This window comes from Clostridium thailandense, assembly GCF_019207025.1.
Classification (GTDB): Bacteria; Bacillota; Clostridia; order Clostridiales; family Clostridiaceae; genus Clostridium_AM; species Clostridium_AM thailandense.
Map to the genome: position 1 here is coordinate 119,337 of NZ_JAEEGC010000026.1, position 13,199 is coordinate 132,535.

General features: G+C 33.3%; 13 protein-coding genes. All 13 read right to left on the reverse strand.

What is annotated here, in order from left to right; translation table 11 throughout:
* Positions 1–92 precede the first annotated feature (92 nt).
* Positions 93–329: an ATP-binding protein gene (locus I6U48_RS06495; protein WP_218319601.1), complete on the reverse strand. Its 237-nt coding sequence runs from the start codon at positions 327–329 to the stop codon at positions 93–95.
* A 296-nt stretch (positions 330–625) separates the two neighbouring features.
* Positions 626–2,008, reverse strand: a complete 1,383-nt coding sequence (locus I6U48_RS06500; RefSeq protein WP_218319602.1) for an MFS transporter — start codon at positions 2,006–2,008, stop codon at positions 626–628.
* Between the two features lie 79 nt (positions 2,009–2,087).
* Entirely contained in the window at positions 2,088–3,158 is a 1,071-nt protein-coding gene (gene buk / locus I6U48_RS06505) for a butyrate kinase (RefSeq protein WP_218319603.1), read from the reverse strand.
* A 294-nt stretch (positions 3,159–3,452) separates the two neighbouring features.
* Positions 3,453–3,998, reverse strand: coding sequence for a 2-oxoacid:ferredoxin oxidoreductase subunit gamma family protein (locus I6U48_RS06510; protein WP_218319604.1), 546 nt, complete (start codon positions 3,996–3,998; stop codon positions 3,453–3,455).
* Between the two features lie 12 nt (positions 3,999–4,010).
* Positions 4,011–4,748, reverse strand: coding sequence for a thiamine pyrophosphate-dependent enzyme (locus I6U48_RS06515; protein WP_218319605.1), 738 nt, complete (start codon positions 4,746–4,748; stop codon positions 4,011–4,013).
* Positions 4,749–4,761: 13 nt separating this feature from the next.
* Positions 4,762–5,841 (reverse strand): 3-methyl-2-oxobutanoate dehydrogenase subunit VorB, encoded by a 1,080-nt coding sequence (vorB, locus tag I6U48_RS06520; protein WP_218319606.1) that lies wholly within the window; start codon positions 5,839–5,841, stop codon positions 4,762–4,764.
* A 15-nt stretch (positions 5,842–5,856) separates the two neighbouring features.
* Complete coding sequence (locus tag I6U48_RS06525; protein ID WP_218319607.1) at positions 5,857–6,060, reverse strand: 4Fe-4S binding protein; 204 nt, start codon at positions 6,058–6,060, stop codon at positions 5,857–5,859.
* A 153-nt stretch (positions 6,061–6,213) separates the two neighbouring features.
* The gene (locus I6U48_RS06530; protein ID WP_218319608.1) at positions 6,214–6,906 is read right to left on the reverse strand and encodes a nucleotide-binding protein; all 693 of its coding nucleotides are present in this window, start codon (positions 6,904–6,906) and stop codon (positions 6,214–6,216) included.
* Between the two features lie 18 nt (positions 6,907–6,924).
* Positions 6,925–7,833: a bifunctional enoyl-CoA hydratase/phosphate acetyltransferase gene (locus I6U48_RS06535; protein WP_218319609.1), complete on the reverse strand. Its 909-nt coding sequence runs from the start codon at positions 7,831–7,833 to the stop codon at positions 6,925–6,927.
* 109 nt (positions 7,834–7,942) lie between these two features.
* The gene (locus tag I6U48_RS06540) at positions 7,943–9,325 is read right to left on the reverse strand and encodes an FAD-binding oxidoreductase (protein ID WP_218319610.1); all 1,383 of its coding nucleotides are present in this window, start codon (positions 9,323–9,325) and stop codon (positions 7,943–7,945) included.
* Positions 9,326–9,389: 64 nt separating this feature from the next.
* A complete protein-coding gene (locus I6U48_RS06545; RefSeq protein ID WP_218319611.1) occupies positions 9,390–10,379 on the reverse strand; it encodes an electron transfer flavoprotein subunit alpha/FixB family protein in 990 nt (329 codons plus the stop codon).
* A 2-nt stretch (positions 10,380–10,381) separates the two neighbouring features.
* Positions 10,382–11,182, reverse strand: coding sequence for an electron transfer flavoprotein subunit beta/FixA family protein (locus I6U48_RS06550; RefSeq protein WP_218319612.1), 801 nt, complete (start codon positions 11,180–11,182; stop codon positions 10,382–10,384).
* 258 nt (positions 11,183–11,440) lie between these two features.
* Entirely contained in the window at positions 11,441–13,105 is a 1,665-nt protein-coding gene (locus I6U48_RS06555; RefSeq protein WP_218319613.1) for a sigma-54 interaction domain-containing protein, read from the reverse strand.
* Between the last annotated feature and the right edge of the window lie 94 nt (positions 13,106–13,199).

Genomic DNA, 13,199 nt, shown 5'->3' on the forward strand with positions numbered 1-13,199 from the left:
CAGGATTTTTATTAACTTAGCAAGCGCAAAATAAACCTCCAAACTCTAATGCTGAATTTGGAAGTTTAGTTTATGAAAATTATACTTGTGCTTCAAGTAACTTGCTTTGGTATTGTAAACCACACTCGTGTACCTATATCCCTTTGACTTTCAATTCCGTAGGTATAATGATGCAATTCGAAAATTTCTCTTACGATTGCCATACCAAGCCCAGCACCGCTTCTTCCGCTTTTCCTAGACTTATCGACCTTGTAGAAACGCTCCCAAATGTAAGGCAAATTATCTTCTGGAATATCCTTCTTTAGATAAATAGATTCTAAGTGCATCATTAATTTGTTCATCATCTTCGACAATTAAAATATTAAATTTAACCTTATCCATATTAATCATCCTTAAAATATTGTAATTTCTTCATTAACATAACTCCATCTACTGTATCAAATATGATTTTTTTCATTATCATATCTTTTTTCTTCATATTATATATTTTAAAGTGCTTGGTTTTATGTGTCTACAATATTATATTAGCACCAAGTACTATTTTATAAAAATTAGAATCTAATTCAAATTTTTATACTAATCTTAATTTGAACTAGATTCTAATTTGGGGATATTTACTTAAGATTTAAGCAGTATCTCCTTTTCTTTCCTTAATCTCTCTTTGCATTTTTTCAAGACTTTTAGGAGTTATTTTATATAGTAGTATGATAAAAATCAAACCAAATACCATGAAAACTGCTGGTATTAGTGTTATTCCATTTGTTACACCTTTTATTAATTGTGCTGTAGGTTTCATATTTGCAACATATCCTGCTCCCATAAGCACAGCTGTTATAATAACACTTCTTGCGAATACAGCGATTTTAATTGGGAAAGCTAGTAATGACATAATAAAACCTCTAGCATTCTTTCCTGTTTTCCATTCCCCGTATTCAACAGTATTTGAATACAAAGCAACCCCTAAGGCATCTGGCATTGCATATCCAAAGTATGCAATAAACATTAATATCATAAAAGAAATATAATTCATTGGTAATGCCCATACAGCAAGTAAACAACATATAAATATTAAAAGTGATAAAATATAGGTGTTTCTTTCTCCAATTTTTTTAGCTATTGGACTTGCAATCGCTGCTCCAACTAAGCATACTACACTAAGTCCTGTAAAGAATATAGTAACTACTGCTAAGTTACTTACAACATATTTAAAGTAGTAAAAAGCCATTCCAAAAATTACAAACCTACCCAAATATCTTCCAAACTCAGCTAGCATCAGTCCTATAAGAGGAGGATTTAAAATTATCTGTCTTATCATATCACCAGCAGACAGCTTTTCTTCTGCCTTATTTGATTCATTAGAAGTTCCACTGTGTGCATAGTCTTTGGTCATGAAGAAAAATATATAATATAGAGCAATTAAAGCAATACCTGCTATTACAACAGTAAGAGTATATCCCATTACTTGATTGTTCTTACCAAGTGCTAATATCAAAGGCATACTTACTGCAGAGAAAACAATGCTTCCTATTGCATTAAACAGTCCTCTGTTTGATGACATTGCAATTCTTTCTTCACGTACAGTTGTCATTGCAGAGTTCATTGATAAATGTGCTGCATAAGAAGTGTTGCTAGTTAAATGGCTAACTATGAACCCTATACATATAATAATAACAGCAGTACTCGGCGAGCCGATTTTAGAAAACTCCAAAATATAGAACAATACAGTAATAGGTGGTCCTATTAGTAGCCATGAACGATATTTACCCCATCTAAAATTAGTTTTTTCTAACACAACTCCTGAGGTAGGAACCCATATAACGTCAGCTATACTTGTAAGCATTAATACTGTACCTGATATAGCTACTGAAACTTTAATCGAATCTGTTAAAAATGCTGCAAGATAGAATAACTCCATATTTATAAGTAACTGAAATCCCAAAGATGGTAATCCATAAAGATTTATAATAGATTTTTTTAGAGGCTTTTCCGTAACGTTTACATTTTCCATAATAACCCTTCCTTTCATAAAACATTATATGATTTATTTAATTTCATCAACTAAAACTTCTACCTGAGCAACTTGCTTCTTATTCTTCAACATACTCTTTGGCTTCTTCTTCACCTTTTAACACTCTAAGAGTTCCTAAAGCTAATGATTCCATTTCGTTTTCTCCAGGCATAATTTCAACCGGTGCAATAAATTCAACTCGCTCTTTAATCCAGCCTGTAATCATATTAGAATATGCAATTCCTCCTGTAACAACAATAGCATCTACCTTTCCTTTTACTACTGTTGCTAAATCGCCTATTCCTTTTGCAACCTGATAAGCCATAGCTTCATAAACAATCTTTGCCTTTTCATCACCTTTTTCAATCATTTTTTCAACTTCTCTAGCATCAACGGTATTAAGATAATCTTTTAATCCACCATTTCCTCTAAGCTTTTTATTCATAGTTTTTTTATCATATTTTCCTGAATAGCAAAGGTCTATAAGAGCCTTACAAGGAATTCTTCCAGCTCTTTCAGGAGAAAATGGACCTTCATCATCTGCAATTATCTCCACCATTTGTCCTTTTTCATGAACACTTACGGATATTCCACCACCTAGATGAGCAACAACAAAGTTCATATCGCTATATTTTTTACCATACTTTTTAGCAACCTTCATAGCCATTGCTCTTGAGTTTAGTGCATGAACAGTACTTGTTCTTGGTATATCTGACATACCTGATATACGAGCTATATCCTTTAATTCATCTACCCTAACTGAATCATATATGTATGCCGATACTCCAATAGAATTTGCTATTTCATAAGAAATTAACGCTCCTAAATTTGAAGCATGCTCAAACATAGGGTTATTTTTTAATCTATCTACCATTATTTCATTAACTTTATAAGCTCCTGACTTTACTTTTGGAAGCATTCCGCCTCTTCCAACAACTGCAGCTAATTCATGAACTTCATATCCATTTTCTTTTAAAAATGAAAGTACAACTTCTTTTCTCATATCAAATTGAGCTGCAACATTTTCATATTTTTCTATTTCTTCAACTGGATGATCTAGTGTTTTGCAAAAAACTTCCTTTTCATTTTCGTATAAAGCTATTTTTGTAGATGTGGACCCAGGATTTATTGCTAATATTTTTTCACTCATTTATTTTTCCTCCTCTTTTCTTCCGTATTCACTTAAAAAATTATGCGAAGCAATAATTTTTTTGAGAGGACAATTGACAGAGGACATAGGACAGTGAAGATAAGCTTTCTTTCTTACGTCAGAAAGCTAATTTATTTTTTAGGCTTGTTTTACCAATCCAAAACATCACTAATATATAAATTAAAGATTTTTCGTAATGTAACGGAGAAAAATCCTCCTTCACTGTCCATTGTCCTCTGTCCTCTGTCCTCTCAAAAATGCTTCGCATTTTTATTAGAACGAACTTTCACTCTTTTATTTTTGTGATCTTCCGATTTCAAGCCCCTTCTCAAAAGCTTCTTTGTTTAATGGAAGTAACTTTGGTTTTTTGCCAAGTTTGTGTTCAATTGTTCCCCAAACAACTTCAGGAGAAACAACTTCAGTAAACCCTACATATACCCCAAGCATGATAACATTAAGAACTTTTGCGTTTCCCATCTCAAGAGCAAGCTCTGTTACAGGAGCAGAAACCACTTTAATATCTTTTCTTGTAATCTCTTTTTTAACGATTGAACTGTTAATGAAAAGTGTACCACCCTCTTTTAATTTAACAATAAATTTATCTAGAGATGGTTCATTCATAACAATCAAATCATCCATAACGTCACCTAACGGTGCTCCTACCATTTCATCTGAAATAACAACAAAGCAGTTTGCTGTACCACCACGCTGTTCAGCTCCATATGATGGGAAGAAAGTAACATTTTTATCTGTAGAATCACAGGTTGCAGATGCTAAGAATTTTCCAAGTGTCATAACACCCTGTCCGCCGAATCCGGCAACACACAAATTTGTTTCCATACCATTAGCCTCCTATCTATCTCTTATTACGCCCAGTGGGTATTCTGGAAGCATTTTTTCTTCAATGAATTTAAGTGAATCCAGTGGTTCAAGTCCCCAGTTTGTTGGGCAATTTGTTACGATTTCAACCATTGAGAAACCTTTACCATTTAATTGGTTCTCGAAGGCTTTTCTGATTGCTTTTTTAGTTTTAATTACATTCTGCGGAGTATTACAGCTTGTACGCTCTAAATATACTGGCGCTGTAAGCTGATTTAATATTTCACACATATGCATTGGATATCCATGTTCTTCAGCAATACGTCCTTTTGGTGCTGTAGATGCTTTCATACCGATTAATGTAGTAGGAGCCATCTGGCCTCCTGTCATACCATAAATACCATTATTTACAAAGATAACAGTAATGTTTTCACCACGGTTTGCTGCTGAAATTGATTCTCCAAGTCCGATAGAAGCAAAATCACCATCTCCCTGGTATGTATAAACCAATGAATCTGGGTTTGCTCTTTTAATACCTGTTGCAACAGCACAGGCACGGCCATGAGGTGAAGTGATGTTATCATATGCGATATAGTCCATATGAAGTCCACAGCATCCGATACCAAGTACGCAGGCAGCTTTTTCAACAATGTTCATTTCTTCTAAGACTTCACCTATTAATTTTATAACTGTACTATGCATACATCCCGGGCAGAAACCGGAAACTTTATCTTCTTGGATTGTTTTTGTTCTTGCATAAACTTTTTCCATTTTCTATACCCTCCTAGTTTTCATTAATTTTTTTAATAGCTGTAATAATAGCTTCACGGCTCATGATGTTACCACCTGAACATAAGCATGTCTCGATTGGACAACGTTCTTTTACGCCTTTTTCCACATCTTGTACAAACTGTGCAGGAATAGACATTTCAACATCAAGAACAGCTTTACATACACCGTAATTGATATTATCAAAGGCTTTATATGGGAAAGGGCTTACCGTAATTGGTCTGATTAATCCAACTTTGATACCTTCTCCACGAAGTACATTAACGGCTGATTTTGATATACGAGCAGAAATACCATAGGCAGCAATAACGATTTCTGCATCTTCTACCATATATTCTTCTACCTGTACGTCTTTTTCCCAGCTCGCATATAAAGCAGCAGCCTCTTCATTTACTTCCTGCATTTTGCTTGTCTGCCATTGACCTGGCTCAATCCATGCTCTATTTGGGTAGTCCAATTTATGTCCGATACAAGCCCACTCTTTGTTAGCTGTCTTTAATGCAGCAACTTCTTCCTCTGTCTTCATTTCAGGTAACACAACTGGTTCCATCATTGTTCCTATAACTCCATCACAAAGAATTAAAACAGGGTTTCTGTCTCTTTGCGCATAATCAAAAGCTTTATATGTCATATCAACAGCTTCCTGAACCGAAGCTGGAGCAAGTACCATCATTTGGAATCCACCATTACCAGATGCTTTTGTTGCCTGGAAATAATCCTGCTGAGCTGGTTGGATAGATCCTACACCTGGGCCTCCACGTGATATATTAGCATAAACCATTGGTATACGTGCTGATGCACAGTATGAAATACCTTCACTTTTTAGTGATATACCACAGCTTGATGATGAGGTCATTGATCTTGTTCCTGTTGAAGCTGCACCATAAATCATGCTTACAGAAGCAACTTCACTTTCTCCTTGTACAAAATTTCCGCCAACTTCAGGCAACCTTCTTGCGAAGTATTCTGGAATTTCATTTTGTGGTGTAATAGGGTATCCGGCAAAAAATCTACAGCCGGCTCTAACAGCTGCTTCTGCAATAGCTTCACAGCCTTTCATAAATACTCTAGACATTCTTATTTTCCTCCTTTATTTATATACTTCAATCGCAGCATCTGGACACATTCTTGCACATATACAGCATCCAACACAAGCATCCATATTAACCGCTGCTACATACTCGTATCCTTTTGAATTAACTTCATTTCCTATAGCAAGCACGCCTCTAGGACAAAACTTAATACAATATTGACAGCTTTTACAGCTTTCTGATCTTATTTCTACTTTTGCCATTTTGATCAAATTCTCCTTTCTAAAATAAATATGATTTATTTTTTATTTAAACCTTCTCACATACAAAATTTTTATGAGAGGACAATTGACAGAGGACAGTGAAGGTAAATTAAACATTACTAACAATGTTTATAACTAATTACTCCCTTTTTATTATTGATTCCACTGATATGTTAGATATAAATGAATCGGCATCAATGGAATGTCTGTTTTAGCTTTTACATCCTCATATAAAGTATCACTTACGCAGGTGAAATCTATATCCATTAGTGGTCCAATCATTTCAGCCGTTTTTAAGTTTCCTTCTAATACTTCTTCTACTGTTGTGGAAATTCCGTTATTCGGATTACTTATCATGTGAATTTTATCTAATTTAATATGGGATATTTTCAATATAGATGAAAGTGTTCCATCAATATGATTCAAATTACCAGACCAAGGCCTATATGCATTCAGAACATAATATACCGCTGTGTTATCTTTATTTACTTTAGGAGCAAATCCTCCTATGGCACGTGCACCTATATCATTTCCGCCAACGTCCATAACTACATAACAACTGTCATCTTTGAGTAAAAGGTTAACGCCACCTACTACTGTTGGTGCATCAAAAAACTGTTCTTCATGGTGAAATATAATCCCCATACCTTCAATCTCTTCCTTCACATCTCTGGACCTAAACAGCGGTTTTGTCATATCCATATCAAAAAAATGTACTGGTTTTTCATTAAAATCAGCAAGATATTTTGCAAAATTTATTGCAATCTCACTTTTTCCACTTCCGGCTTCTCCAACAAAAATAAAATTGGATTTATTCCTTGTGAACTCTTTGAAATTAATATTCATAAGCAGCCTCCATAAAAGTTACTGTTTAGCGGCTGCGGCAGATATTACTAAGGATAGATATTTTTCCTCAGAACTTGCTCCTCTTGATGTTAAAACAATAGGAACCTTTGCTCCAATGACAAAACCTGCCATTTTAGCACCTGCAGAATATATTAAAGACTTTGACAGTATATTTCCTGCAGCAATATTAGGTACAATTAATATGTCTGCATCTTCAGTAACCGTACTTTCAAAACCCTTTATTTCTGCTGATTCCTTGTGCATTGCTAAATCATAAGAAATAGGTCCTTCTATAATACAATTTTTGATTTCACCAGCTAAATTCATCTTTTTTAATAAATCTGCATCAACAGCTTCAGGCATTTTGGGATTTACCGTCTCCACAGCGGCTAAAACTGCAACCTTTGGTTTTTCATATCCCATACTTATAAGTGTGTTAACAGAATTCTCAATTATTTGTTTCTTTTCATCCAAATTTGGATACATCATCATTCCACCATCTGCAATTGCTATCAGCTTATGATAGGTTGGTATTTCATGGATAGCAAAAACAGACATAACACTTCCTGTTCTAAGTCCTTTTTCCTTATTTACTACTGCTTTCAAAAGATCAGCAGTTTGAAGTTTTCCCTTCATTATAAAGTCTGCCTTGTTCTCATGTATAAGTTCTACAGCCTTGATTGCTGCCGCAGTATCATCTTCTGCATCAATGATAGAATTGTCATCTATACTTTCTTTTAGCTTCTCTACCAATTCTTTTATTTTCGATTTATTTCCTATTAGTATAGGTTCTACAATATTATCATTTTTAGCTCTAAATACAGCTTCTAAAGTATGCTCATCCTGAGCTGCAACTACTGCCACCACTTTTTTATTTTTATTATTTCTTACTTTCCCAATTAATTCCTCAAAATTTTTAAATTCCATGATTTCCTCCTTTATCTTGATTTAATATTGCTAAAGCAGCAATATTAAATCAAGCTTACGAACTTCTCATTGTGTATTCCTTTACAAAGTTCTCTATAAGAGATCCTATTTAGTCTACTATTACTCCTGAGTTCAATATTCCATTAGGATCAAAAACTTTCTTTATCCCCTGCATTATGGCTATCTCTCTTTCGCCAAATTGAAGAGACATATATTGTTTTCTAAGTCTACCTGTTCCGTGCTCTGCAGTACAAGTTCCACCATATGAAAGCGCAGCAGCATAAAATTCCGCTCTCATATCATCAATATAATCTGGTACCTTACCGTCCTCCAAGAATACGAAATTATGAATATTACCATCACCTATGTGACCATTACATAGAGTATAAGTACCATATTTTTTAGCTATTCTATTTAAATCATCAATTATATTAGGTACAAATGATGTAGGCACCGCAATATCTAGTCCCTCTGCTATAGTCTCTTGATAAGCTGTTAAAACATTGCTTCTTATTTCTAGAATGTTTCTTTGATCCTTTGTAGTCTCTGCAATTAAACTGTCAACAGCTCTATATTTTTCACTTAAGCTTACAAGTTCTTCACATTTTCCATAAAGAATATCCTCTGTAGCTTCATTTAAGATTATCATTATATCTACATTTCCTTTTTTAGCAGGCCAAGTCTTGCCAAGGTGTTTTGCTACTTCTAATGCTATAGGTCTCTCAATATACTCAATAGCTAATGGTACTATACCTTCTTGAAGTATCTTAGGTACAAAGCTTGCAGCTTCTTCTTTTGTATCGAAGGAAATGACTAATGTACCTGAATACTTGGATTTCGGATACAACTTTAGTGTTGCCTTAGTCACTATTCCAAGTGCCCCTTCACCACCTATCATCAATTGCATCAAATCAAAGCCCATATTATTTTTTATTAATTTACCACCTAACTTAACTAATTCACCAGTTGGAAGTACTACTTCTAACGCTTTAACGTGTTGTCTCATAATTCCATGTCTTACTGCATTTACTCCGCCAGCATTTGTAACAATCATTCCACCAATTTGTGCACCTTCATCTCCTGGGTGGATAGGGAAAAATAATTTTTCGTTATCTGCTAATTTCGCCATCAACTCTTCAAGAGTAACACCAGCATCTACAGTAATCATAAGATTATCTTCATCTATTTCAATGTTTTTGTTTAATCTTTCTAGGGATACAACTATACTTGGTTTTAATGGTATTGCCCCAGCAACTATGCCTGTACCGCCGCCCCTTACCATTATAGGTACCAATTCTTTATTTGCATAAGTAACTATTTTAGCTATCTCTTCTGCAGAACTAGGCTTTACAACTACACAATCTTCGCAAGCAGTCGGTCTAAGCTTTGCCTCTGTCTCATCATATAAATAGCTGCCCATTTGTGATAAATCACTAACTACCCAATCCGCTCCTGAAATTTCCTTTAAGCTATCAATTATTTCTTCTTTCATATATATTCCTCCCATTTTATATATAATTAAATATTATCATATTTCAGTATTCTAGTATACAAGTTTATACGCCTTGAAGAGATTTTATTTTATTAATAAACTGTGGTACTACTTCATATAAGTCTCCTACTATTCCATAATTTGCTGTATTAAAAATAGGTGATGATGGATCTGAATTTATAGCAATTATTACATCTGATTCCTTCATTCCTGCTACATGTTGCGCTGCTCCAGAAATGCCACAAGCTATATATAATTTAGCTTTTACTCTATTACCACTGTAGCCTACTTGGCGGTCTTTTGAAAGATATCCTTCATCAACTACAGGTCTAGTTCCTCCAACAACTCCGCCTAAAAGGCCAGCTAATTCTTCTAGCATTTTGAAATCTTCAGCACATCTTACTCCTTTTCCTCCAGCTACTACTATATCACATTCTGATATATCAAATTCTTCACTATTAAGTTCTTCAAGTACTTGTACTAACCTATCTCCAGTTGAAAGAGGTTTTACATTTACTACTTCTCCAGTTAGTGCAGTGTCTCTTTTAGCTTCTGAGAATTCTTTATATCTTACTGTTGCCATCTGAGGATAAGTATCTGTTTTTATATGTGCTAATATGTTTTCACTGAAAGCTGGTCTTATTTGTACTAACTTGCTATCTTCATCTATTACAAGACCTGTACAATCTGCTGTTAAACCTGTTTCTAATGCTGCTGCTAAACGTGGAGCTATTGATCTTCCCATAGTTGTAGCTCCAATTAAACATATTTCTGGTTTAACCTCTTTAATTAGGCTTAGTAGATTATCTATATATATTAATTCTTCTGGTTCATTAAATTCATTACCTTCTATATAAAATACCTTATCTGCACCTCTATATATAAGTTCTTCAGTCTTCATTCCTGCAGGGCCTAGTAATGCAGCGAAAACTGGCACTTGTATTTTACTTGCTAGTTCTTTTCCTTTTGCTAAAAGTTCATAACTTACCTTGTGAATTTCTCCATTTTTTTGTTCAGCAAAAACCAATACTCCGTTAAATTCTTTCTCTGACATAATTATACCTCCAAAACTTTCTTGTCTTTTAATACATTAACGATTTCATCAAAAGCACCTGCAAGATCATCTCTCCATACTTTTCCTTCGCGCTTAACACTTGGAGGTACTTCTATCTTTTTAACTTTTGTTGGTGAGCCTTTGAATCCAGTATCTTCTATTGCTAAATGCTCCTTTAAATCTTCCATTCCCCATACTTTAATTTCAGCTTTTTTAGCGTTCATTTTGCTCTTAAAGGATGGCAAACGAGGGTCATTTATATCTTTTGTAACAGTGATTAATGCTGGAAGTTTTGCATCTTTTAAATATGAACCACTCCATATATCACATTTAGCTACCATATGTTCCTTATTTATATCTTTAATATTACTTACATAACTTAAATGTGGTATGTTTAAAAATTCTGCCATTTCAGGTCCTACCTGTCCAGTATCACCATCTACTGTTTTCTCTCCTGCAATAACTAAATCATAGTCACCTATTTTTTTTATAGCAGCCGCCAATGTTTTTGAAGTTGCTTTAGTGTCTGCTCCTCCAAAATTTCTATCGCTTAATAATATTCCCTCGTGAGCTCCACGTGCAATTCCTTCTCTTAATGCTTCTTCTGCTGCTGGAGGTCCCATGCTTATAACTGTAACCTTTGCCTCTGTGTTTTCGCTTATTTGAACTGCTGCCTCTAGAGCATTTAAATCAAATGGATTTATTTCTGTACCTGCAGATTTTCTATCTACAACACCTTTCTCACTATCAAATTTTACCTTGTCCATGTCAGGTACTTGCTTTAAAAGTACTACGATATTCATTTAACCTTCATCCCTTCTTAAATAAAGTATAGTAAAACAATTTCTAAGTCTTATTACTTAGACTATGTTGATCAACAATTATATATATCAGCAAGTACCATGCCAAACTTATAAAAAGTATATGTTAATTACTTAACCCTTATATTTAGTAAAAGTTAAAAATCTAACTATAGTTAGATTTAAAAACAATTATATTATTTTTCAAATTTGAAACATAGGTTTCAGATTTGAAAAAAAATTTCAAATTTGAAACAAAACTTATTTATAATTAAGTTTTCTCCATAATGTAGTTCTGCTGATACCATAGTCTTTACAAAGCTTTTCCTTATTTCCTTGGTAATACTTAAGTAATTGCTTAAACATTTCACTTTCCATTAATCCAAAGTCCTTTGATATATCAATCCTTATTTCTTTATCTGTCCTAGAAACTACCTTTAGAGGTTCGCTATTTTCCGCATTTCTATTTTTTTCATCATTTGATGGAAAACTAAAATTATTAATTTGTTTCACCTTTTTATAATTCACCAAACTAATATTAAAAAAATTCTTTATATATTCCTGTGTAATATTTGGGATTTCGCAAAAAATTACAAGCTTCAATATAAAATTTCTCAGTTCTCTCACATTTCCTGGCCATTCATACTCTAGTAAAGGCTCAAATATATTACTATTCTCCCAATGCACAATTTTATTCTGTCTTTCTAATTCTTTTTTGAAAAATCTTTCTGCTATAATTAAGATATCTCTTTTTCTTTCACACAAAGGAGCAATTTGTAGTTCTAATTGGCTTAGTCTATAAAATACATCTTCTCTAAAAGACCCTTTTTTAACTAGTTCTAATAAATTTTTATTAGTAGCACAAATTACCCTTATGTCAATATCTTCAAGTCTCTGTCCGCCAATTTTTCTTATAGTTCTCTCTTGAAGAACTCTTAAAAGCTTTGCTTGAAAATTTAATGAAGTTTCACTAATTTCGTCTAAAAATATCGTACCCTTGTTTGCACATTCAAAAAGACCTTTCTTTCCTTTATTAACTGCTCCTGTAAAAGCACCAGTTTCATATCCAAATAATTCACTTTCAAGTAAATTTTCACTTAAAGCACCACAATTCACAGAAATAAAAGGCTCATTTAATCTATTGCTTTGATTATGAATACTTTGGGCAAATAATTCTTTACCCGTTCCCGTCTCCCCATAAATAAGTACATTACCATCCGATTTAGCAAACTTTTTTGCCAAATTAATAGAATATTTTATTTCATCACTTTCGCCTAAAATATCATTAAAAGAATACTTTGCAATCCATCCCATCTCACTAATTTTTCTTCTGGATTTAATTTGAATCTCTTGTTCTTTTTTAAAATGTTTAACTATTTTTAGTGCTTCATCTATTGCAAATTTTATTGATCTTTCATTTGACTCTAATAAAACTCCATATACACCATTTTCCTCTGCAATCATAGTTGCTAAGGCATCTCCAATTATCGCATCATATTTTCCGCTTTTTACTGCCTTTCTACTTAAGCTAAATGATTCTTCTAAACTTTCACATGCTATAAAATGAAAGGTCATATCTCCTATTAGTTTTTCATACTCAGGATTAAACAACATATTAGATACAGTAATAATTGCTATATTTTTATATCCTTTATTACTAACCGTACTAATAGCATCTAGTATATCAAAAGATGTTACAGAAATTTCAATGACAGGTACAGAAGTATTACTCCTTACTACTCTAGCTATCATACCTCGAGATAATATAACTTTTGCATCCTTGTTTATTTTTTTAATACTGCTTTCATTTTTTAAATTCCATAGATCAGGTTCTATAATCTCCATATCAATATTTTCGCTTTCAATAATCTTTTTAGATATTTTAGACAATTTAGCATATGGTGATATTAATAATATACTGCTCATATTACCCTCCTTAATATTGTTGTAAATTTAACTATATGAAAAACTTATTATGCTCCCTTTTAATATATTGTCTTAATTCAGTCAACTTTCCAAT